This window comes from Rhizobium sp. ERR 1071, assembly GCF_007828675.1.
Taxonomy (GTDB): Bacteria; Pseudomonadota; Alphaproteobacteria; order Rhizobiales; family Rhizobiaceae; genus Rhizobium; species Rhizobium dioscoreae.
The window spans coordinates 734,570-758,157 of record NZ_VITM01000001.1; the positions used below are offsets into that span (position 1 = coordinate 734,570).

13 protein-coding genes are annotated in these 23,588 nt (G+C 58.0%); 7 read left to right on the plus strand and 6 right to left on the minus strand.

Features of this window, described 5'->3' with window-relative positions; genetic code table 11:
- Positions 1 to 19: 19 nt before the first annotated feature.
- The 6 genes from FBZ99_RS03705 to FBZ99_RS03730 form a co-directional block, all read right to left on the minus strand.
- A complete protein-coding gene (locus tag FBZ99_RS03705) occupies positions 20 to 1,315 on the minus strand; it encodes a capsule biosynthesis protein (protein WP_145631402.1) in 1,296 nt (431 codons plus the stop codon).
- Complete coding sequence (locus tag FBZ99_RS03710; RefSeq protein WP_145631406.1) at positions 1,312 to 2,889, minus strand: LTA synthase family protein; 1,578 nt, start codon at positions 2,887 to 2,889, stop codon at positions 1,312 to 1,314. Before FBZ99_RS03710 ends, FBZ99_RS03705 begins: the two co-directional genes overlap by 4 nt.
- 131 nt (positions 2,890 to 3,020) lie before the next feature.
- Complete coding sequence (locus FBZ99_RS03715; protein ID WP_145631409.1) at positions 3,021 to 3,875, minus strand: SDR family oxidoreductase; 855 nt, start codon at positions 3,873 to 3,875, stop codon at positions 3,021 to 3,023.
- A gap of 18 nt (positions 3,876 to 3,893) precedes the next feature.
- Complete coding sequence (locus FBZ99_RS03720) at positions 3,894 to 5,252, minus strand: aminotransferase class I/II-fold pyridoxal phosphate-dependent enzyme (protein ID WP_246661079.1); 1,359 nt, start codon at positions 5,250 to 5,252, stop codon at positions 3,894 to 3,896.
- 62 nt (positions 5,253 to 5,314) lie between these two features.
- Positions 5,315 to 12,778, minus strand: coding sequence for a type I polyketide synthase (locus tag FBZ99_RS03725; RefSeq protein ID WP_145631411.1), 7,464 nt, complete (start codon positions 12,776 to 12,778; stop codon positions 5,315 to 5,317).
- A gap of 342 nt (positions 12,779 to 13,120) precedes the next feature.
- Positions 13,121 to 14,299 carry a polysaccharide biosynthesis/export family protein gene (locus tag FBZ99_RS03730; protein ID WP_145631414.1) on the minus strand — a complete coding sequence of 393 codons (1,179 nt, stop codon included), beginning with the start codon at positions 14,297 to 14,299 and terminating at the stop codon, positions 13,121 to 13,123.
- 639 nt (positions 14,300 to 14,938) lie between these two features.
- Between FBZ99_RS03730 and FBZ99_RS03735 the strand changes: the two genes are divergently transcribed.
- From FBZ99_RS03735 to FBZ99_RS03765, 7 genes are all read left to right on the plus strand, one after another.
- On the plus strand, positions 14,939 to 15,775 hold the full coding sequence (locus FBZ99_RS03735) for a class I SAM-dependent methyltransferase (RefSeq protein ID WP_113351580.1): 837 nt from the start codon (positions 14,939 to 14,941) through the stop codon (positions 15,773 to 15,775).
- 140 nt (positions 15,776 to 15,915) lie between these two features.
- Positions 15,916 to 16,980: a hypothetical protein gene (locus FBZ99_RS03740; protein ID WP_145631417.1), complete on the plus strand. Its 1,065-nt coding sequence runs from the start codon at positions 15,916 to 15,918 to the stop codon at positions 16,978 to 16,980.
- 1 nt (position 16,981) lies between these two features.
- Positions 16,982 to 18,262 (plus strand): capsule biosynthesis protein, encoded by a 1,281-nt coding sequence (locus FBZ99_RS03745; protein WP_145631420.1) that lies wholly within the window; start codon positions 16,982 to 16,984, stop codon positions 18,260 to 18,262.
- A gap of 13 nt (positions 18,263 to 18,275) precedes the next feature.
- Positions 18,276 to 18,929 (plus strand): ABC transporter ATP-binding protein, encoded by a 654-nt coding sequence (locus tag FBZ99_RS03750; RefSeq protein WP_069616299.1) that lies wholly within the window; start codon positions 18,276 to 18,278, stop codon positions 18,927 to 18,929.
- A gap of 95 nt (positions 18,930 to 19,024) precedes the next feature.
- Complete coding sequence (locus tag FBZ99_RS03755) at positions 19,025 to 20,224, plus strand: capsule biosynthesis protein (protein WP_233788738.1); 1,200 nt, start codon at positions 19,025 to 19,027, stop codon at positions 20,222 to 20,224.
- A 17-nt stretch (positions 20,225 to 20,241) separates the two neighbouring features.
- On the plus strand, positions 20,242 to 21,348 hold the full coding sequence (locus tag FBZ99_RS03760) for a hypothetical protein (protein ID WP_145631423.1): 1,107 nt from the start codon (positions 20,242 to 20,244) through the stop codon (positions 21,346 to 21,348).
- Between the two features lie 56 nt (positions 21,349 to 21,404).
- Positions 21,405 to 23,588 (plus strand): glycosyltransferase family 2 protein, encoded by a 2,184-nt coding sequence (locus FBZ99_RS03765; RefSeq protein ID WP_145631426.1) that lies wholly within the window; start codon positions 21,405 to 21,407, stop codon positions 23,586 to 23,588.

Sequence of the window (23,588 nt, forward strand, 5' to 3'; positions counted from 1 at the left end):
CCATCCCATTGCACCTTCATTACGGCACATGAAATTTTATCGGCCGCTGCCTTGGCGGCGGCTCGATGTAGGCATCCGGCAGGTTGACCGTCCGCGACAGCAGTCTCCCCGCGATCTGCGCGGCGGCGGCGCGCGCGCCCTCGCGCGAGCAAAAGTTGCCGCGTACCTGTACCGTCGCGGCCAGCAGGCGAAAAAATGCGCTGCATAGCTCCGGCGACGGCGGGATCGGCTCCCACCAGAATCGATCCAGGCTACCTTGATCGCTCAAACCATCGATATCGTAGATCGCCGCTCCCAGCGCTTTGACCGGCTTCCCAACCTGCAGCGCGGAAAGCGCCGCCGTCGAGTTGACCGTCACCATGCCCTGGCTGGCGGCAATCAACCGATCGAGATTGCCACCATCGATCAGATGAATGCGCGCCGACAATCCGCATGAGGCGCCGATGCGGTCGACATAGGCGCGCCAATCCACCAGCCCGTGATCGAGCGGATGCAGCTTGAGGACGAGATGCGCGTCGGATGCCGCATTCTTCGCGAAGGAACGAAGAATCAACCGGATAGCATCCTGCTGCTGATGGAAGGGCGAGTGCGCTCGCAACTGAAAATCGGTCTGAAGCTGCAGCGGATAGACGAAGAAGCGCTTGCCGGCGGCAAGCAGATCCTTGATCACACCCTCTGCCTCTCGCGCCCTCCTGCCCCTGAAAGAAAGTTTCCTCAGCCAGCCGGCGTATTCCATTAGAGGATGGTAGAGCCCGTGCCGCCGATAGCCTGGATAGAGGAACCACAGAAAGACGGTCGGGAGATAATAGGCGAGATCATAAAGGGCTTCCGCCAGGAAAGTCTGGTTGTAGCGGCGTTTCCAATCCGGTTCCGGCAGCTTGGACGCTGCTTTCAATATATGGGCAGGATCGGCCGGAAAGTGCGAATTGGAGGAGAGGCCATCTCGCTCGAGCGTTACCCAGTCAGGCCGCAAATATCCCATCTCGACGACATTGACGGTGACGCCGGCACGCCGCGCCTCCTCGATGGCAACCTTATGGTAGGGGCGCTCCTCGCCGTGCAGGATCAGGTCGGTGACGTTCTCGGCCTCGATTCGCTGCCTGACATAGGCGCGCCATCCGGCAAAACCGCCGCGATAATTGGAGGCGCCGCGGCAGCGCCAAGAAATCCAATCCCCGGCATTCAAGTTGATGCGGATGCAGCGGCCGCCAGCCTTTTCCAATATCCTGGCAGTCTCAACGAACAAAGGCGAGGATGGGCCCTGCAGGAAGAGGAAGACGCGCGGGCGCGTGACCCCTTCCCCACTGGGCATCATTCCGCGACCTCGGTGGCAAGCCCGGCATAGTGCAGCAATGTGCCGATCAGATTCCAGGGCGCCTCTTCCTGCGGTGGCTGCGGCTTTTGGGAATGGGCGCGCGCGCGGCCTAACGGAACGATGACGTAATCGGTGCGCGGATCTGGGAAAGGATCGGCAAAGGCTTTCAGCAAGGGCGCATGATCACCATAGAAGAGCAGCCAGACCGGGCGATCCAGCCTGTCGAGGTGATGGGCGAGATTGCCGAGTGCATGATCGGCGCGCATCAGGAGCTCGCCATAGATATCCACCGGATTGACGAGGTCGCCGCAGCGGCCCGGCTCCCAGGGGCCATGGTTCGCCATGGATGCGACAAAGAGGAAATTCTTGCCCACGCCATCGTCGTCGATCGTCCGAATCACACTCTTGGTCAGCGAGAGATCGCTGACATAGGGTCCATCGCGTTCCGGATTGTGATCAAACTCGTCCAGCATCATCATCCGGTCGAAGCCGAGCTGCGGCAATGCCTTGTGGCGAAGGAAGAATGTCTTGTCGTAGGGATGGATGAACTGCGTCTTCCAGCCCGCCTTCTTCAGCCGCGCCGGCCAGACCACATCCTTATAGTGGCTGGCGCGCAGATAGGGGTAGCTGGCATCGATATGCACATTTTCGGGCAGTAGCCCGCTCAGGACGGCAAATTCGGTTCGCAGCGTATAACCACCCTCGAAGACGCTGGTCATGCGGCCCCATTGCGCGGCCTGCTCACGCAGGCGGTCGAGATTGGGAAACTTGATATTGTCGACGCCGAAATGTCTGAGGTCGATGAAGGATTCGGATTGCCAGACGACGATGAGCGGTTCGTCTTCACCATGGTCCCAAAGCTCCTGAAGCGCTGACATGAAGCGCCCGGACAATTCCGAGACGATCGCCTCGCGCCGGACACCAACCCAGATGACGAAATGAAAGACGACGGAAGCGAATGTGCCAAACCGCACTGTATCGATCTTCACATCAACCCTGCCGAGAAACTTCTGTGTGAAACGGCAGACCGGTTCGCTGACGACCCTGCTGAACAGCGCGAGCCATGGCGCGAAGGCAACCACCAACATCAACAGTACCCACAGCAATTGGTTCAACGAAGGCAAAACCGACGGCTCGAGATACATGTAGAGGCCGCTGAGGCCGAAAACATAAGCAAAGGCGATGATCCAGAAGACGATGTTCAGCGAGGTCGCGTAGAAGATCTCCTTGTATTTGAAGACATCTACGACGAGCGCGATGTCCGAAAAAACCAGAGGCTCACGGATAAACTCGAACTTCGCCCTCGATATGCCCGTGAAGATGACGAAGAAGCTGATGACAGCCTGCGTGCTGTAGAGCGGGCGCCACGAAATGGCGAAGAAGGCGACATAGATCAATATGATAACCGGAATCCTCGCCGCCCAGTCGCAGGCTACCCGCCGCCAGCTTCTTTTCGGGCGATTCTCGGCGGTGACGGCAGCCGGCATTGCGAAAGGATCAGTCAGCAGGACGATGACGCAGGAAAACGCGAAGCAGGCGAGCGTCAAAAGAACTGGAAAATCATGAAGCTTCAAGATTGCGCCATCCAAATGCCCGCTGCCTCTATGACATTTCTCATATCCGCGAGGAACGGGCCGCCAATTCCCTGACTTACCTTCTCTTGCACGTGTTTCACCGACAGCGCAACACCGGTAGTTGTTTCGTATTACTTATCACTATCAAAGCGTTGCTCGGCCGTATCGGCAAGACCGCGCGCCCCCTCCCCACCAAATATTTTTCGCGTCGTGCGCGAAAACCACCATAGCAGCGGCGGTTTTATCAATGGTCCGAAAAATGCAAGCGCCGTCAGCGAAAATCCGAAATGGATTCTCCGCTTGCCGCGATCCAGTCCGTGGACGATTTTTGCCGCGACCGCCTCCGCGCTCCACGGTTTGACGGCCCCCATCACCACCTCCGCCTCGCGAGGCCTGAGCGAGATTTCCCGGCGATATTGCGGCGTCATCGTATCGGGCGGAAAACAGATCGAAATCTTTACGCCCGAAGCACCAGCCTCGGCGCTCAAAGCTTCGGCAAAACCCTCCAACGCAGATTTGGATGCGCAATAGGCGGTGTAGCCGAAGATACCGATCAAGGCAGCGCCCGAAGAGATCATCATGATCCGGCCGCCGCGCCGGCTCTTCATGCCTTTATAAACAGCGCGAACCGCATTGGCCGTCCCGACGACATTGATGGATATCTGCTCATCGAAAACCGATGCCGGCATTGCATCGAAGGCGCGAGGCTCGACGATGCCCGCAGAAGTTATGAGGATATCACACGGACCAAGGGACGCCTCGCAAAGCTTTACCGCCTCCGCAGTCTGTTCGGCCGAGGCCACATCAGCGGAAGCCGCCCGGATGAAGGCGCCGTCGACGCCGGGAAGCGCTGCGATTTCGGCGCGCGCCGCTTCGAGCCGCCCCACATCGCGGGCAAGAAGCGAAACTCGAGCGCCCCTGGCCGCATAAAGCTTCGCTACCGCCAGACCAATTCCGCTTGAACCTCCCGTGACGATAACGTGCATGAGACGACCGCCCCGAACTTATGAGCCGCCTGGAGCCTGAGCCAGGGGCAGCAGCTGCATCATCTTGTCCATATCCAGCGAGGCAAGACCGAAATTGCGGTCCTCCAAACTCTTGAGTTTTTCGGCCGTGAGCGCGACCGCCCGCCGGATCTGTTCCTCGGTGTGATTGCAGGTGATAAAGAAGCGCAGCCGCGCCATGCCTTCCGGCACCGCCGGATGGATGATAGGCAGCACATTGATGCCTTCGGCGAGCAGGTCGTTCGAAAGCTGCGCCGCACGAAGCGAATCGCCGACGATCACGGGCACCACCGAATGGCCCATGCTGAGGCCGGTATCGAGACCCGCCGCCTCTGCTTCTTCGAGAAAAAGATGGCCGTTACGCCTGAGGCGTTCGGTTCGCTCCGGTTCGGATTTGAGGATATCGAGGCCAGCAATGGCGGCGGCGGCGAGAACCGGTGATAGACCGACGCTATAGACGAAACCGCCGGCTTCCGCTTTTAGAATATCGGCAAGTGCGCTGCTGCCGGCAATATAGCCGCCACAGCTGGAGGTCGTCTTCGACAGCGTGCCCATCCAGATATCGACATCACGCGGATCGAGATCGAAATGCTCGAACGTGCCGCGGCCCGTCTTGCCCAAAATGCCAAGCGCATGCGCTTCGTCGACCATCAGCCAAAAACCGTAGCGCGCCCTCAATTCCAGCAGGGCCGGCAGATCGGCAATATCGCCATCCATGGAATAGATGCCTTCGACAATGACGAGGACACGCCGAAAATCCGATGAGATCGTCTTCAGGATATTTTCGAGGCTGTCGACATCATTATGCTGAAACAGCCGGCGAGCAGCGCCGGAAAGCTTGATGCCGGCAAGCGCACTGTTATGAATGAATTCGTCGTGGATCACGAGATCCTGCGGCCCCATCAGGCAGCCGATCGCGGCAACATTGGTCAGGTAGCCGCTGACAAAGCAGACGGCGGCATCGACGCCATAGACTGCGGCGAGCCTGCGCTCGAGCTCGACGTGACCAGGCCGCTCTCCTGCCACGAGGCGACTTGCCGACGCCGAAATTCCGAAGCGATCGATCGCTTCTTTCGCGCGTGCGGCGACATGCGGATCGGTATTGGTCGCCAGATAGTCATAAGAAGCAAAATTGACGAACTCGCGCCCGCCGATGCGCGTCGTCGCGCCCGCAGCGGCATCATGCGATCGGTAGAAGGGATTGGCAACGCCAAGCAACTCCCCCGCAATGCGCTGCGTTGCGACGCGCTTGTATTCCGGCAGATCCTCGAAGCGCGTCACCTGGCGCGGCTGTGCCTGCGGTTGCCGGTTCAGCCGTTCGGTCCGATTGCGGCCGGAGGATTCGCCAACTCGGCGCATCTGTTCGAGCAGCTTGCTCTTCTTCCGCTCCGCCGGATTGCCATCATCGGCATCATACGTGGTCACTGGACGGCCCTTTTTTCCTGGTCTGAGGCATGGCTGCGCGCCAGACGCTCGACCACGCGGTCATCACCCGCTGCGTCGCCATTACCATCATCACCATTGCGATTCATGACACGATCACGCAAGCGGCTGACGACATCGCCCACGGTGGTACCCTCGCCTACGCCGCTCAGAGGAATATCGAAGCCGGTCTTCTGCTGGAAACTCATGCCGAGCTCCATGGCCATCAGGCTATCGAGCCCGATATCCTTCAACACCTTGTCAGGCGTGACCGTGTCTTCCGTCACGCGCAAGATGGCGGCAATCTCCGCAGCGATGAGCGCATGCAGTGCGGCCTGAGCCTCCCCTTCCGACTTCCCCCTGATCAGCTCCCTGAGATCGACGTTGTCTCCCTCGTTGAAGACCTGATGACTGCCTGCATGGCGCATCAGCGGCTCGAACAGCGACCGGCCTGAGATCGGCAGCAGGCGCACGGCATTCCAATCGATCTCGGCGATCATGACCGCCGCTGCATCGATCGCGCCTCTATCCGCCAGCATATAACGCTCCACCTGCTCCAGAGCATCGCGTGCCTTCAGCGCAGCCTTGCCGATGCGCTTGGAAAGGAGATCATTGACCTCGATATTGCGGGCAAGGAAGCCCTTGTCGGCGATGGCGCCGAAACCGACGGCGAGCGCGGGCTTGCCGGCAGCGCGGCGCGCACGCGCCAGGCCCTCCAAGTAGCCGTTTGCCATCACATAATTCGCCTGGCCGGGATTGCCGAGCATGGTTGTTGCCGAGGAGAACAGCAGGAAAAGCTCCAGCTTGTCGTCTCGCGTCGAGCGATCCAGGTTTTCGGCGCCACGGATCTTGACCTCGAGAACGGGACGATTGCGCTCCGGCGTCAGGTTGGCGAGCAGCGCGTCGTCCAGAACCATGGCGGCATGAACGACACCCTTCAGCGGTCCTTCGGAACGAAGCGAGGCAAGCAGCGTCTCAACCGCGGCAGCATCGGTGATATCGCAGGCATGTAGCGTCGTCACCACACCCCGCCTGGCCCAATCGGCTATCGCCTTTTTCGTTTCCGTATCGGCAATGCCTCGGCGCGAGCACAGAGCTATGCGGCGCGCACCCCTGGAAACAAGCCAATCGGCGGCGGATAGGCCGAAGCCGCCAATGCCGCCCGCAACGAGAAAAACGCCTCCAGCATCGAAGCGCAGAGATTTCGCAGGCGCTCGCAAGACGCTGTCGACACGCGCAACAGGCGGGCGCACCACGATCTTGCCGATATGGCCGGCATTCTGCATCAACCGGAAAGCGTTGCCGATCTCGTCATAAGCGAAGGCGCGATACGGCAGCGGCGTCAGCTTTTCTTCGGCGAAAAGCTGACCGATCTCCCTGAATATGCGCCGTGTCAGGTCGGGTACATCGACCAGAAGCTGATCGGCATCGATACCGAAATAGCTGACATTGCGCCGGAATGGACGCAGGCCGATCTTGCGGTCGGCGTAATAATCACGCTTGCCAAGCTCCAGGAAACGGCCAAAAGGCTTGACCAGCTCGATGCTCCGTTCCATCGCTTCCGAAAAGAGCGAATTCAGAACGAGATCGACACCCTCGCCGCCCGTAAGCCGCCGCACGCCGGAAACGAAATCCAGAGAGCGGGAATCAAGCACGTGATCGGCACCGAGCATTTCGAGGAAGCCGCGCTTCTCGACTGTGCCGGCCGTGGCGATCACCTTCGCTCCCCTGTGCTTGGCGATCTGGAGTGCAGCCAGACCGACGCCGCCGGCAGCTCCATGGATCAGGATGGTCTCGTCAGGCTGAATGCGTCCAAGCTCGACCATGGCATAATAGGCGGTCAGAAAGGCAACCGGCACAGTGGCGGCAGCAACGGTTTCCATCTGCTCCGGCAGCTTTGTCACGCCATCGCGATGGACACGCACATGAGTCGAGAATGCTGCAGGCCCGATCCCCATCACCTTATCGCCCGGCTTGAGATCATCGACCGCATTGCCCACGGCAAGAATTCGCCCGGCGAATTCCATGCCGATCGTGGCACCGGCAAAGCCGTCTTCCAATGCTTCCTCAGGCAGAACGCCCATAGCCCACATGACATCCCGGAAATTGAGGCCCGTGGCTTCGACGGAGACGACAACTTCGCGCCCGTCGGCCACGGGAAGACTCGCCTCCTCCCAGGCTACGCTGTCCAGACGCCCGCTCACATGCTGGCGGATCGTTGCTGCTGTGAAATCACTGCGGCTCGCTTCGATGGCATCGAAGGGACCGGCCACAGCTCGGACTTCCCGGACCCTTCCGGTCGCGCGCTCCAGGAACCATTCCCTATTGTCCGTTTCCGCGACCATCAGGGTATCGACCACCAATAGCGCTCGACTGCCAGCCATATCGGCATCCAGCAGGTGCACGTCAAAGGCATCATATTCATTCTGCAGGACGCGTCCGAAAGCCCACAGGCCGGCATTGGCACCATCGAGAGAGCCAGCCGACAGCGGAGAGCCGCCAGGCGCCACGATGACCATTCGAGGCCGTGCTCCATCGGCGTGCTGGGACAGCAGGTTCGCCAACTGCGTGAAGGCGGAGAGACGTGACAACGAGAGTTCCGCTGCATCGCCGCGCTTCATATCCGCAAGATAAACGACGCGGCGCGTAGCCGGGTCAATGGCATCGAGAGCGTCGACAATATCCGGAGACGATGCGTCGAGATCGATGATCGTTATATTCTTGCCCAGCTTGCCCAGACCCTTCCGGCCTTGCTCCGATAAGATCAGGATCGGATCGACGGCTTCCGCAACAATATCCTCTGCCGGCTGCCGCTCGGAGACAGCCGACACCGTAATCAGCGCGCCTTCGGGGAAAGTCTGTTCCTGGATCAGAGGCTTGGCAAAGCCCAGAGTTCCGAGGAGATCGGCAATCTGCTGGGGCGTACCGAGCCGTCCGACCGGGAATTCCGGCGACTGGCTATCGGCAAACCAGCTTTCGGAAAGACCGAAGACGAAATCATTGAAGGCGCTCTGTGCGCGATCGACGAGCAGCAGCTGCGCGCCGCTGGCGGCGACCGACCGGACCATCCGCTTGATCTCGTCATTGTGGCGCATCAGATGCTGGCTCTGATCGCCGGAGACGACCACGATGTCGGCGACACGGTGATCCGTCAGCCTGACAGGATCGGCAACGATAACATGCGCGTCACGCTCAAAGGCGATCTCCAATGCTCGACGGGCTTGCTCGCGCGGCTCAGCGATCACGAGACATGCACCTGAGGCTGCGGCGATCGTTGCCAACTTTCGACTGAACGCAACCGATATCGAGCCGACCTCAAGAACGTGCCCGATCGGCCCGTCATTGGCCTCGATGGAGGAAGCCAATGCCTCTGCCAGCATCGAAAGCCGTCTCTGGCTCAACGGAGAATGTACAAGCACATGCTCCAGCGTCGCCCCACCCGGCATATTTGCGCCCTGGGCCGCAGGCTCACGCCCCAGCACATGCGGACGTATCATCGCCAGATGCTCGAGCGTCTCGCGATAGGCATCGCCAACGAGGATACTCTCGGCCACGCGCCCGGCGTCCTCGCGATAGATTTCCTGCAACAGTTCCGCCACCGGCGGCAGCGTCGGCTCCAGGGGAACATGCCACCTGCCGTCTCCCGTCTCCGCGATGCCGGCGTCCTCCAAAATGTAGAGGCAATTGACGAGGAAAGACCTGAACTCGGGATCGCCGGGAAGGCCGGAGAATGCGACGGTACCGTTGCGGTCCGCAACCTTCAGCGCGATATCATAGCAGGCCCGATAGATCGCGGCATCAAGAAGAAGACTTGCATTGTTGAGTGCATGGTTCCCATCGGAGCTGCCGTATGATGAAATTCGCCGTATGCCGGCGCCGGTTCTGTCTCCGCCGGCGAAAAGAGCCGAAGGCACGCCCTCGTAATGAAAAGCGACGGAATCCAACGTTGCCCTGCGGCGCAGCTGTGTGCGGCGGAAACGGCTATCGTCAAGAACGACGACCGGCATGGCATCTGTATCGAACAGGGTGAAACGGGCCTTGATCGAATTCGCGCTGAACCGCTCGATCTCGATAACGGCTTTGACGATCGGCCTTCCCTTGCCGAAAACTCTCACGGTGCCGAAATGAACGGGAATATAGGGAGCACCGGTTTCGCCGCCGGAGAATTGATCGAACAATGCGACGAGTCCGTGAAACGCCGCATCGATCGACATGGGGTTGAGATTATAGCTGGCGAAGGGATGAGACGGCGGGGCAGCCGGTTTCAGATCCACTTCGATCGCATGATGACCGAATGCCACGGCTTTCGACAGAAGCTGGAAATGCGGGCCATAATGCAATCCGAAACGATCCGCCGTTTCGTAGGCCACGTCGGAGGTCAGCGTCGATTTGCGCTCTGTTCCCGATCGCTCGAGGGATCCGCTGTATCCCTCGCCGGCCAGCGGCTTGCGGCAACGTCCAACCACGTGAACCGCCCATTCGTCATGGCTCAGGCGTTCGCGCGACCGGATCTCGATATCTCCGGTCTCAGGCGACAGGACGGTCGACAGCTCGACCATTCGATCTTGGGACAATTCCAGCGGCCGGATGATTTCGAGATTGCCGATTTCAACCTCATCCGTCCCGTAATAGCGTTGCGCCGCCGTTACTGCGATCTCGACGAAACCACTACCTGGCATGATAGCCTTGCCGTCGACCACATGTTCAGCAAGGTCCGGGAAGAGACGGGCATCGAGATGGTTCTTCCAATTCGAACCATTAAGATCGGCGCGCCAACCGAGCAGCGTATATGGGCTCTTGCGATCCCGACCGAAGATATCGATCTCGTCCGTCGTCGGAGGGGTGCGAAGCTCCAGTGGCTCGAAAGGCAGAGACGGAAGTTTGACGAAGGCGTTGCGGGTGGCACTGCCGCGGGCACGCAGCGCAGGCGCTCCATTGGCGACTGCCCGCGCAAATGATTGCGAAACCGGATCATGGTCGGCAACAGGCGCTTCCCGTAGCAAGGTCGGTATCGCAATGACCTGAACGGATGCCTGTTTGGCGATCTCCGCCACGTAGTTCGACAGAATCGGGCGCGGCGAAATCTCGATGAAGAGGTTGCATCCCATTGCCATCGCGGCCTGACAACCAGCCTTGAAAAGCACAGGATCGCGAACATTGCGCCACCAATATTGCGTGTCCAGCAGGCGCCCGTCGCGCAGTTCGCCTGTTACCGTCGAGATGAAGATCCCCGTGCCGCTATCCGGTGCGAGATCGGGCAGGTCCGCAAAAAAAGCCTCTTTGGCGCGGTCGATGATCGGATGATGGAACGGATAATTGATATCGAGAACATGCGCGACGATCTGGGATTTGCGAGCAGCGTCCCTGTAGGCCTCTATCTCATCGGCCGGACCGGAGATCGTTACCGAATTCGGAGCATTGATCGCCGCGATACATATATTGTCGAGACCTTTGGATTTCGCAAAGGCCAGCGCGGCATCCTCGCCAAGCACCACGGCAGCCATCTTGCCCTCGCCGGCGAGGAGATCCTGATGCAGCGAGCGCTTGGCGACGATTGCAACCGCTTCGGCAGCCGTCAGCGCCTTGGCGGCATAAGCGGCTGCGATTTCGCCGACCGAATGGCCGAAGACCGCATCGGGCTTGACCCCCATGGACCATAGACAATCCGAAAGAGAAGCCTGGATTGCAAATAACAGCGGCTGCGCGATCTTGGTATCGGCCAGGCGTGCGTCAAGGTCGGAAGCGACGAGCACATCGGTCAGCTTCTCGCCGAGATAATATTCAAAGAGCGCGCTGAAGGATTGGAAGCATTGCCGGAAATGGCGGTTTTCCTGATAGGCGCCGACACCCATTCCCGCCCATTGCGAGCCGTTGCCGGAAAAGACGAAGGCGATCTTGGCGGCCTGCGCCGGAGCTTCGCCCGCCTCGCCGACCGAATTTCTGCCCGCAAGATGCGCATCGATTGCGGCAAGCACGGCCGCGCTGTCCTTTGCGCGGGCAGCAAAACGATGACGCATGGGTTCGCGATTGGCAGCAGCGGAAGCAACGATCTGACGAGCCTCCTTGGGTTCGGCAGTTTCAAGACGGGTCCTGTAGTCTTCAAGCAGCGTCGAAAGAGCGGACGCAGTATGAGCGCTGACGGCAAAAACGATCCCCTCACCTCGGATTGGCGGCTCCGGCGGCGCGATCGGATCGGGATCGCTGATGACAACGTGAGCGTTCGTTCCGCCGAAGCCGAAGGAATTGATCCCGGCAAAGCGTGCCTGCTTGGCCGGAAGAAGCTCGATCGTTGATGTGTTGACCCGAACGTTCAGGCCTTCGAAATCGATAGACTCGTTCGGGTGATCGAAATGCAACGACGCCGGCAGGAAATTATTTTCGAGCGCGATGACAGCCTTCAATAGGCCGAAAAGGCCGGATGCGGGTTCGGTATGGCCGATATTGGTCTTGATCGAGCCGATCGGCACCGGCGCCCGCCGATTGCGGCCTATGACTTCACCGATCGCCCATATTTCGGCAGGGTCGCCGACCTTCGTCCCCGTTCCATGCCCTTCGATGAAGGCGATGCGATTGACATCGATATTGCGGCCTTCATAAATCGACTGAAGCAAGGCGGCCTGCGCCTCACGGGACGGCATGGAAATGCCGTTGGTGCGTCCCGAAGAATTGACCCCTACGGCATGGATCCTGGCATAGCTGCGGTCCTTCTCGCGAAGCGCAACGTCCGTCCGGCGCAGTACGATCGCCGCACCGCCCTCTGCGCGGACATAACCGCGGCCATTATCGTCATACGCGCGGCAGAGGCCTTCTGGGGAGAGCATGCGTGCCTGCGCAAACCCCACGAAGGACATGGGGTTGAGCAGGATATTGATGCCGCCGACGATTGCCGTATCGATTTCGCCGCTCTCCAGCGCCTTCACCGCCTGATCGAGGGCGACCAGCGACGACGAACAGGCCGTGTCGATCGTCATGCTCGGTCCGCGCAATCCGAATATGTGCGAGATGCGGTTGGAAACGATGGAAAGCGTGTTGCCCGTCATGAAATACGGGCTGCCCGAGGCGGGGTCTTCCAGCGTCAGATTGCCATATTCAAGGGAGGATGCCCCGACATAGACGCCGACGCGCTGCCCCTCGAATCCATCGAGCGGCAAGTTTGCATCTTCCAAAGCGCGCCAGACTATATTCAGAAGAACGCGCTGCTGCGGATCCATCTGCATCGCTTCGCGCTGGGAAAGGCCGAAAACCGCTGGATCAAAGGCGTAGACATTCTCGAAGACGCCAGCTGCAAAACTGTAAGTCTTCCCTTGAATACCAACAGCCGGATGCCAAAAGCGCGCAAGATCCCAGCGCTCCTCTGGTATGCGGCTTACGGTACAACGCCCCTCCTTGAGGACAAGCTGCAGTTCTTCAATCGAACTCGCCCCTGGGGCAACGCTTGCGCGTCCGATAATTTCAACTGTCATGTTCTCTCAGCAATACTCGAAGAAGTGCACCAAACTGCTAAATTCAATATTAGCTGCGCACGTTATTATCTGTGGTTGTTATCGACAAAAAATTTGCGTGTGCAACCAATATGCGGCAGCGCAACAACCGATGCAATATGCGATCTCTTACACCCTTCAATCCAAGTCGAAGATCGCAGCTATTGCTTGCGACGATTGTCGCGTTTTCGACAAGTCAGTTCGCGATGAATTTCCGTTGCCGACAAGGCACGATCCGTCACAATCATACAGATGTCGGCATCCGCCGACGAATAGGAACACAGGGAGACCAGATGGCACCGCCGCTCCTTCATTTTTCCAGGATTACTGCCCCAGATTCACCGCTGTTGCTGCTCCCTGGGACGCGATGCCTAGCGGCGTACCGATAAGATTCAAGAACTTCCTGATGTCGACGGAAGGATGGCGCGACACGTAGATGACGTCGCGGCTCTTGACCGGGAAGGTCTGCCCTACGATCAGGCTGTCGGGATTGGACATATCGAACCGATAAACGATCGGATAGCGTCCCTTGGCATCCGGCACCATTCCCTTGCGCAGCAGCTCCTGGAAACGGGCGGGGCCGAGCAGAATCTTCGCGATTTCAGGCTCTTCGTAGCGGAACAGGAAGAAGCCCTTGGCATTGCTCGAATCGTCGATCGCGCCATGACCGAGGGCAACAGCCTCGAGCAGATTCAGATCGTTCGCCCCGAACTCGATACGGCCGTCTCCACGAACAGAGCCGAGCAAGGTGAAGGTTCGCGGATCGCGGACGAGGAAAATCTGGTCGCCCGGCTGTACATAGATATCTTCCGAAGGATGCTCGATGATCGACTTCAGCAGAACCGTGCCGGTCTTGCTGCCGCGAACCAGCGTAACATAGGTTTCATAGGGTTGCGTCGAGGGGCCACCGGCCTTGGCGATGACTTCGGTGATCTTTTCCCTGGTCAGATCCAGCGGCACCATGGAAGGACGGCCAACGGCGCCCGAAACCGTAACGGTGCGCGACGGCGTACCCATGCTCGTCACGACGACATCGGGCTCGACGGCCTTTGTAGCCAGCGCCGCCAGGATCGCCTTGCGAGCCTGGTCAAGCGTCTTGCCCGCGAATCGAACCGAGCCGGCATACGGGATTGCCGCCGTGCCGTCCGGCTGCACGACGATATCGAGCGATACCTGCTTCGATTGCGCCGTCGAAAACAGGCCATCGGCACCAGCTTCGAAAATCGTGACCTTCAATGCGTCGCCGACACCGATAACGACCGGACCGACGCCGCCGCCCATGCCAAAACGGCGATTGAGGGTGGAGGAAACATAGTCAGAAACCAAGCGCGCACTGCGGCTGTCGATGTCGATAATGTCGAAAACTGCGGCATTCCTGCGACCTAATTCAACACTGGATTGACCGGCATCTTTTACAATAGCGCCAGCCAGCGGACCTTCGCTCGAAACGGAATTACATCCCGCAAGAACCACGCAACAAATCACGGCGCCAATACGAAACAATTGAAACCCTCAAACCAATTAGCTGCCGTGATTACCTGATGGCATACATCGACATAGAATGCATCAAATCTATCGACGCCTTGAAAAGCATAACGGGCGCGCGTCAACAAGCCCAAACGCCGGGAATACAATCAAAAATATCAGGTGCGATCATCTGAACACACCCGGGTTTAAAGAAGCGCCCCATCGGATCGAGTTTATAAGGGGTAAAGGCGGTTAAAGCAATTTGGACGAGTATTATTTGCGGTTTAAAATTAAAATTTTCTGAAAAATAAAAGGGAGCCGTTAAGTAACGGCGATAGTAAAAAAAACGCCCGAACAGCGACATAAAGTTCCACAGATCGCACTTGTGCCGCTTTTCATAAGGTTGCTATTGCCTGTAAAAGAGTTGAGTCCTGACCCGCAACCCATGCAGAGATGACAGACCACAACAATCGGTACTTGCCGAATTTCTGCCTCCAGCGAGATAGCACCAATGGCTCCTCGAATCAGCCTCGGCAATCCTCGATTGTCCATCGGCACTTATAAATTCCGCCAACTTGCTGCGAGGCAAAAAGCGGTTTTTGGGGGCTGCGATACGCCAAAGCGAGAACTTCTCCGGATCGGCGGGATGCCGATTGAAATGAAGGTTATGTATTAATGCTTGGTTTTTCAAAGCGCTCCCAGAAGAAAGCATCGAAAAGTCCTCTGGAGATATTCGATCAGTACGAGCAAGGCAGGCCAGCGCACCAAAATGCCATCGATGCGCTTCAAGGATGGAACTGTGCGTTCCCGCCGGAATTCGGTCTTAACGCCGGCAATCTGCCCCTTTACGCCGACGACCGCATCGATTGGGCGTTGCACACATTCGGATCGATAGAAGGCAGGACCGTTCTCGAAGTCGGGCCGCTTGAGGGGATGCATACCCATATGCTGAATTGCCATCGCCCGGCGCGGATCGATGCGATCGAAGCGAACCGTCTCTGTTTTCTAAGATGTCTGGTCACCAAGCAGATTCTGAACATCGACACCGCCTCTTTCATGCTCGGCGACATTCAAGCGTGGCTGACGGAAGGCGAAGAAATCTACGACTTAACGCTTGCATCGGGGGTTCTCTATCATATGGCCGACCCCGGCGAGTTTCTTCGTTTGCTCGCAAAGCGGTCCCATACGGTTTTCATCTGGACGCACTTCGTCCTTGAGGACGCAATGCCCGAGGGCGATGTGCGTTGGCTGCCTTTCAGCGGTAAAGTGGAGACGAAACTGATAGATGGCATTGCGGTGCGTTATTACGAACGTAGCTATCACCACGCCAATGCCAATGCGTCTTTCTGCGGAGGCATGAAGGACCGGCACTTTTGGATGCACAGGGATGACATCTTGATGCTGCTGCGTACATTCGGCTTCAATGACGTTGTCATCCGAGATGAAAATCTAAGCCATCCAGGCGGCCCAAGCTTCTCGCTGCTGGCACGAAAAGCGCCCAGCGAGGCCTGACGAGGTTCGAATGCAAAGGCCCGACATCTGCGATATCGATAGGCATCTTGATAGATGTGATACTATGCAGGGCGTAATAACGTCATTCCATCACCAATTTCGGCGCTGTGCCGATCTGCTAGAAGCGCCGGAGCAACTCCGTGCTTTTTAACCTCGAATATGATCATGGCAATGTTATCGAGGGCTATCTGATCCCGGATGGTTTTTCCGACAAACCGCAAATCAGAATCTCGGACGCCGCCGGCGATCTGATGATCCTGCCGTGCGACCAGCTCAAACAGGCGGTCATCGACTCGGGACGGCACGAAGATGGCTATGTCGGATTCACGCTCGACACAACAATCATGCCGGACCTCATGGAACGTACGTCGCTGATGATCCATGACGCCAAGTCGGGGCTACTGATCTACCGCCGGCCTCAGGTATCGAACACGATTCCGTTAAAGATTGTAAGGCTCGAGACACAGCTGCTGCCAATGGTCAAATTCGACTACTATTGCGGCCGCAATTTTCAATACGAGCTTTCATCCGTTGAGCGCTTCGGTCACGAAACGACCCTTCAGGCCTTTCATCTGAACGCCATCCAGTCAATCTATCTTAGCGGCCGGCTGTTGATGCGCAATTACGAAGAGTTTCTCGACAAGGGATTCAAGGCCATCGTTCTGCTTACCGATCCCTATTACGAACTTGCTCTGCGGATATTCCTTCTGAAACGGATGGCGAAAACTCAGATTTCCTTCTTCGGCGATCGCGACAAGATCATCCTGGCGCCTGCTGCGGAGCATTTCGCCGAGGTAAGCCTTGAAAACGAAGCCTCTCTCAAGACCGCCCTGAAGAAGGCGCCTCAGAGCGTCCGAAACGTCCTCGTATCGCCGGTCACCCGGCAATTGGCCACGACCATACCGGAACAGACGGTGACACGTGCCGATGTCGCCAGCGCCATCGATCTTCTCTCGCGCTTTGCAATTGTCGGTTTCGATACGGACAGTCTTTATTTTCAACAGGCGCTCAGCGAGCTCATCGGGATTTCGGTTGACGATTTTCCATTGCCACCCAGACACAGCACCCTTGAAGACGTTGCGACAAGGTTGCGTTCATTGCATATTGCCGAGCTCATGCTCGAAGAGGATTTGATTTTCGACCACTATGTGCGTCAGGCGATGAAACCAACCGCGCCCGGACTGCCGGAAACGATTGCAAGCTGACATGCCGAAGCCAGTCATTGAAGACGCGATAATTCAGGACTCTCCGCGGGTAAAAACGAGCCGGCATATCCTGCCTTCGCTGTTTCGGCGCAGGCTGCCGGCGCAGCGTGCGCGCACCGATCTCGAGGACATCGAATACATCCCGGTGCATGACAGCAACGAGCCCGAAACACAGTCGGGCGGTAAGCCGCCGCTGAGACTTATCGGCTTCGTATTGCTCGTTATTCTGCCTTTCCTGGCCAGTTCGGTGTATTACGCCTTCATTGCCTCGAACCAATATGTGGCGGAAGCACGTTTTGCCGTTCGTGCCGTGTCGGGAGCAGGCGACACCAGCGATGCCGGCGACCCCGGCGGAGCCACCAGCGCTCTGAACATGCGCTCGGCTTCGCAGGACGCCTATGTCGTCACCAGCTTCATTCACTCGACGGAAATTCTGAACCGGATCGGCAAGAAACTCGATTATCGGGCCATGTTTACCCGGCAGGATGCGGATTTCCTGTCGCGATTCAGTTCGGCGCGATCCGACGAAGAGTTCCTGAAGTACTGGAACGATCATGTCAGCGCCTATATAGACGTCACCTCCGGCATCATCACACTGAAGGTCAGGGCTTTCACACCGGATGATTCCGTCAAGCTCGCTGACGCCATCATCGAGGAAAGCGAAAAGCTCATCAACGAGCTTTCCGAACGGGCGCGCAATGACATCGTGCAGAGCATGAAGGCCGACGTTCAGAAAAGCGGCAAGGCCTATGGCGACACGCTGATCGCCCTCAACCAGTTCCAAAATGCATCCGGCCTTCTCAGCCCGCAGATGCAAGCCAAGAACAGCGGCACGCTTCTGACAGGGCTGCTGGCCCAGAAACTGGAATTCGAAACGCGCCTCTTCGTCATGCGGCAATCCAATGCCCAGAATTCTCCGACCTATCAGCAGCTCAATCTCGCTAAAGACAGTCTCGATGCACAGATCGAAAAGATGAGATCGGAGTTGACAGGCCCTGAGAATGCAAGCCTTGCAAAGGCCCTGCTGGACTATTCCAGGCTGGAGACCGATCGCATGATCGCGGAAAAGCTCTACGAAAGCGCGCAGAAGAACTACGATGCCGTGCTAGCCGAAGCTCTGCGCAAGACGCTCTATCTCGCCGTTTTCGTCAAGCCGGTGCTGCCAGACGAATCGATATTTCCGCGTCGCGTCAGCACACCGCTGATCATATTGCTTGCGCTTGTTGTCACTTGGGCGACCCTTTCTCTCATCTGGGCATCCGTCGAGGATCACCGGATATGAGTGGGAAAGCACCATGATCAGCTTCAAGAACGTCTCGAAATTCTTCAAGACACAGAGCGGCAAGAAGATCATCCTCGACCGGGTGCATTGCGAGTTCGAATCCGGCTATTCCTACGGCCTGCTCGGCGTGAATGGTGCCGGAAAATCGACAACGATCCGCATGATTGCAGGCACGATGCTGCCGAATTCGGGCAAGATCAGCAAAAATGTTCGGGTATCCTGGCCGCTGGGCCTCGGCAGCGGCTTCAATCCCTTCATGACGGGGCGGGCCAATGTTCATTTCGTTGCGCGCGCTTACGGCGAGGATGTCAGGCGCGTCTCCCGCTTCGTCGAAGAGTTCGCCGAATTGGGCGACTATCTCGATGCGCCGGTACGCACTTATTCCTCGGGCATGAGCGCTCGATTGGCATTCGGGCTTTCGATGGCAATCGAATTCGAATGCTATCTCGTGGACGAAGTTCTGGCGGTCGGCGATGCGCGCTTCCAGGAGCGCTGCCGCATCGCGTTCGAGAACAGGCGCAAGAATTCCGATATCATCATGGTGTCCCATAGCATGAGCATGATTAATACACATTGCGACAGGGGTATTGTACTTGTCGATGGCAGACTTATCGTCTTCGATAAGGTAGAGCAGGCTATCGAAGCCTATTATAGATTGAATCGATAGAAGATCAGGAATCGACAGCAAGGCCCAATATGGCTCATGATACCGAAAACGCGCCAAAAACGCTTCAGCTCAGCGCGACGGAGCGTAGCCGGAACGTGGCCACGAATCTGTCGGTGACCGCGCGGAAACTGCGCTTCTCGACATCGAGGCGCAGCCAGCTGTTCAAGGCCGTCGGCCTGCGGCCGCGGCCGATGCAGCAGATCATCGGCAAGGTCATGCTGGCATCGACCTTTCTGCTGATTGTCGTCCCCAATGTTGCTTCGATCTACTATTTTACCTGTGTCGCGTCCGATCAGTATCAATCGGAAACGCGCTTTACGGTCCGCACCTCCACGCCCGCACTCGGCAGCAATCAGATTACCAAGGTGACCGGCCTGCCGCCGGCACAGATCGTCCAGAACACCCTGATCGTCACCAACTTCATCAAGAGCAAGGACATGGTTACCGCCCTCGAGGAAAGGGTCGACTTTCAAAAGATCTACGGCAACGACTCGATCGATCGGATTGCGCGCCTAAAGAAGGATGCGAGCTCGGAAAAGCTGCTCAATTACTGGGAAGACATGGTTTCGGTCAAAATCGATGCGAACAGCGGCATCGTGACGGTCAAGGCACGGGCTTTCACCGCGGCCGATGCTCAGAAGGTATTGCGCGAGGTTGTCGCCGCGTCCGAGGTCGTTGTTAACGACGTCAACACCCGCATCTGGCGTGACGTCATCGCAACCGCCCAGGCGAATCTCGACAATGCTAGGGATCAGCTGCAGAAGGCGCGAGATCAGCTTTTGATTGCGCGCAACCAGACAGGCGTCCTCAGCGTCGAGGGATCGTCGACCGTTATCACGAACCTGATCTCATCCGTGCAGAAGGAGAGGATAGAGCTTCAACAGAAATATGACGCGCTGCTTGGGACCGTCTCCGCCGATGCACCGCAGATGCGCGTGTTGAAACGCGAGATCGACAGCAGGCAGAAGCAGATCGATCAGCTCAACAGCCAAGTCGCCGGGCAGAACAAATCCGAACAGAATCTCGCGGACGTTTCCGTGGATATGTCGCAGCGCGAACTGGAACAGAGCCTTGCCGAGCAGCAATTTGCCTCGAGCATGAAGACGCTGGAGCAGGTCAAGTTCGTCAGCAAGCAGCAGTTGCTCTACCTCGATACGTTCCTGGCGCCCAGCCTGCCCGACGAGGCGGAGTATCCTCAGCGGGCACTCTGGATCGGCGGGATCTTGGGTGTGACGCTCCTTGCCTGGGGTGCCGTTTTCGGCATCCTCGCAAATCTCCGAAGTCGCCTGGCGTGATTTTGCGCGGAAGCCCCATGCGAGTTTTGCGCGACATCGTCTATCAATTGCTTCCAAGACCGCGGCCATCCAGTGCGTTGGCGGGAGATGGTGAGCGCGTTGCCAGGCGTCTGCTCATCTTGTCGCGCCACCCCAATCCGAGCTTCAGCTACTATCTTGCTGAGCGGGCCAAGACACTCGGCCACATTCCGGTCATCATGAAAGGCCTCGACGACCCCCTCGACGCCATCGATAGCGACGGACTCTTCGTCATCATTTGCCGCTACATTAAGCAGCCGCAATTGCGCTGGCTGGAGGAAAGGCGAGGCACGCTTGCCGGGGTCGCCTATTTCGTCGATGACGACATCCCCGCCGTCGTGACCGGCAACGAAGCCGGTTGGCTCTATAAGTTCAGGCTGATCAAATTGGCGGTCCGCCCAATGCCGAGGGTCAATAGGCTCCTTACTCATGTCTGGACTTCGACCGAACCCCTGGCAAACGCGCTCGCGATGAGAAGCCATCGGATAGATATCCTGCCGCCGCTTCCAGCGGATGCAGCAGAAATCGTGGTCAATGGCAGGGATGACGGAGGCACGCCGCTGAGGATGGTCTACCATGCCACCGGCGTCCATCGCCGCGAACACGAGTTCCTCATGCCGATCGTCAAAGCCGCGATGGAAAAACACGGCAACCTGCATTTCGAGGTTTTTGCCGCCGGCACTCTCGCTCGACGCTGGGCTTTGCAAGGGATCGACCCGGCGAGAATGGCGATCATTCCGCCGCTCCCGTGGCCGGCCTATCTCGCAAAGACAGCGCATCATCAAGCCGATATCGCTCTGGCTCCTCTTCTGTCCGGAAAGACCAATGCGAGCCGCTCGGATACCAAGCGGATCGACATCAGCCGCCTGCAGGCAGCAGCCATATTTTCCCGATGCCCGACTTTCGAACGATGCGTCGTCGCCGGGGAACTTCATATCGGCAATACCGCCGACGAGTGGCTTGCCGCTATCGACCTGCTCATCGGCGACCGCGCGCGACGGCTTTCTGCTCGCGATGCCACACGACATTCGATCGAGAAAATGCGGCTGTATGCCAGTCCGACATTTCCCGGCATACGTTTTGAACCTCTCAGCGGCGCGGGCTAGGCCAGGAATTTCTCAGGCAATGCCTCTGCTCGCATTTAGAAGAAATCAATATTTTGATGACACTCAAAATCATACCGAACGCCGATCTCGAACGGGAAATCTCCGTTGACGCCGATCCCAGCCTATGGAAATCCATGGGGGATGATCCGGCTTTCGAGATCAGATTTTCGCCGATGCGAAAGAAGCTGATCGTCATCCATGTAGTCGCAACCGACGAGCCGCTAGATCCCAAATTCTATATCAATCGCGGCTACGGCTTCCGCGAGAAGGATACGGTCTCTCTTCCGGAAGGGCATCGTTTCGTCATCACCGCGGACATCGGTTCGGTCGGCTCCATCTGCGCCCTGCGTGCCGATCCGGCCAGCTTCCCGACGACGTTCCAGTTCGCCGCCAGGGCCTTTGCGTCCGAAAAATCGGCTGAAAGATATATTGCAACACTTCTTCGAAGCGAGGAACGAACCAAACGTGTCGATCTCGGCAGGCTGCCCCAGTATTGGCTGAAATTGCCCAGACTGCGCTTGGGGCGCCGCGCGCCTAACCTGACGATACAATATGCCGAGGCGAGCTATAGGCTTGCCGCAGAACTGGAGACGGCATCGGTACCGGCGGTGGGAACCTGGCTCAGTGTGGTAGTTCCCGTCTATAATGCTCCGTCCCGTTATCTGGACGACCTCGCCAAATCCTTCGAAGAACAGGGTGAAACAGGCACCGAGCTCATCCTGAGCGATGATGGCTCGACGTCGCCGGAAACGCTGCAGTGGTATCGGAGCCGGCAATCGAAAGACAATATGCGCTTTGTGCTAAATGAGCGCAACGGTGGCATCGCGGCCGCTACCAATGCGGGTCTGTCCCGAGCACGAGGGCAATGGATCGCCTTTCTTGATCATGACGATGTCATCGCACCGCATGCCTTCAAGCTCATCCGGCATACGCTGGAGCAAAATCCGGACGCGAATTTCCTCTATACGGACGAACTGGTGGTCGACGACGTCTTGAAGCCGACCGGCGTCATGCTGAAGCCTGCTTATGATTCCGTGCTGCTGACGGGCGTCAATTACATCAATCATTTTTCCATCTACCGCCACGACCGCCTCCGGGAAATCGGCTATCTCCGCATGGGCTACGACGGCTCGCAGGATTACGATCTGCTGCTGCGTTATCTGGAGGGCGTCCCCGAGGAGAGCGTCCTCCACCTGCCCTACCCGGCATATTGGTGGCGGCGCAATGGCAAGACCTTTTCCCGCAAGTTCATGGAAGCCGCCACCACGAACGCCAGGAAAGCGCTGGTCGAACGATTTGAGCGGCTAAAGCAGCCGATCGCCGTCGAGGGCGCTCTCACCACGACACTGCACCGGATCATCTTCGAAGCCCCGCATGCGTGGCCGAAAATCTCGATCGTCATTCCGAGCAAAAACAATTTCGATCTGATTTCACGCATCCTCGGCGATCTCTTTGAAAAGACGGATTATCCGAATTTCGAAGTTCTGGTCATCGATAACGGTTCCACGGATCAACCAGTCCTCGATCTCTACGAGCGCTACCGCCAGCGCGAGCCGCGATTTTCGGCAACTGTCACACCGGAAGCCTTCAACTTCTCGCGCTCGGTCAATCGCGGCCTGAGCGCGGCGACGGGGGAGCACTATCTCATCCTGAATAATGACATCGAGGTCATCGAAGCGGGCTGGTTGAAGGAGATGGTCTCCTGCTTCGCCTATGACAGGACCGGCATCGTCGGCGCGAAACTGCTCTTCGCAAACGACAAGATGCAACATGCCGGTGTAGTCATCGGTTTCGGCGGACTTGCAGGTCACTGGTATTTGAACAAGCCCAAGGAGTTCGGCGGACCGATGAACCGGCTGCATGTGCGCAACACCATGACCTGCGTAACCGGAGCGGTGATGCTGATCTCGGGGGACTGCCTACGAAAAATCGGCCTTTTCGACGAGGAGAATTTCGCGGTCGCCTATAATGATGTGGATTATTGTCTGCGGGCTCACAAAGCCGGCTATCGCATCGTCTGGACGCCCTTCGCCTGTCTTTATCACCATGAATCGCTGTCGCGCGGCTCGGACAAATCCGGCGAGCGGAAAAAGCGTTTCGAGCAGGAAAAGCAGAACCTGCGCCGGCTCCACGCCACGCAGGGTTTCATCGACCGCGCGCTCAATCCAGCCTACAGCCGGGACAAGTCGGACCCGAGGATCGTGACACCGACGCAACTGCATATCCCGTCGATGCCGTAG

What these genes read in the sequence shown, in the direction of transcription:
- FBZ99_RS03705 (WP_145631402.1), bottom strand. Translation starts at nt 1,315, where the DNA reads ATGATGCCCAGTGGGGAAGGGGTCACGCGCCCGCGCGTCTTCCTCTTC.
- FBZ99_RS03715 (WP_145631409.1), bottom strand. Translation starts at nt 3,875, where the DNA reads ATGCACGTTATCGTCACGGGAGGTTCAAGCGGAATTGGTCTGGCGGTA.
- FBZ99_RS03720 (WP_246661079.1), bottom strand. Translation starts at nt 5,252, where the DNA reads ATGCGCCGAGTTGGCGAATCCTCCGGCCGCAATCGGACCGAACGGCTG.
- FBZ99_RS03725 (WP_145631411.1), bottom strand. Translation starts at nt 12,778, where the DNA reads ATGACAGTTGAAATTATCGGACGCGCAAGCGTTGCCCCAGGGGCGAGT.
- FBZ99_RS03735 (WP_113351580.1), top strand. Translation starts at nt 14,939, where the DNA reads ATGCTTGGTTTTTCAAAGCGCTCCCAGAAGAAAGCATCGAAAAGTCCT.
- FBZ99_RS03745 (WP_145631420.1), top strand. Translation starts at nt 16,982, where the DNA reads ATGCCGAAGCCAGTCATTGAAGACGCGATAATTCAGGACTCTCCGCGG.
- FBZ99_RS03750 (WP_069616299.1), top strand. Translation starts at nt 18,276, where the DNA reads ATGATCAGCTTCAAGAACGTCTCGAAATTCTTCAAGACACAGAGCGGC.
- FBZ99_RS03760 (WP_145631423.1), top strand. Translation starts at nt 20,242, where the DNA reads ATGCGAGTTTTGCGCGACATCGTCTATCAATTGCTTCCAAGACCGCGG.
- FBZ99_RS03765 (WP_145631426.1), top strand. Translation starts at nt 21,405, where the DNA reads ATGACACTCAAAATCATACCGAACGCCGATCTCGAACGGGAAATCTCC.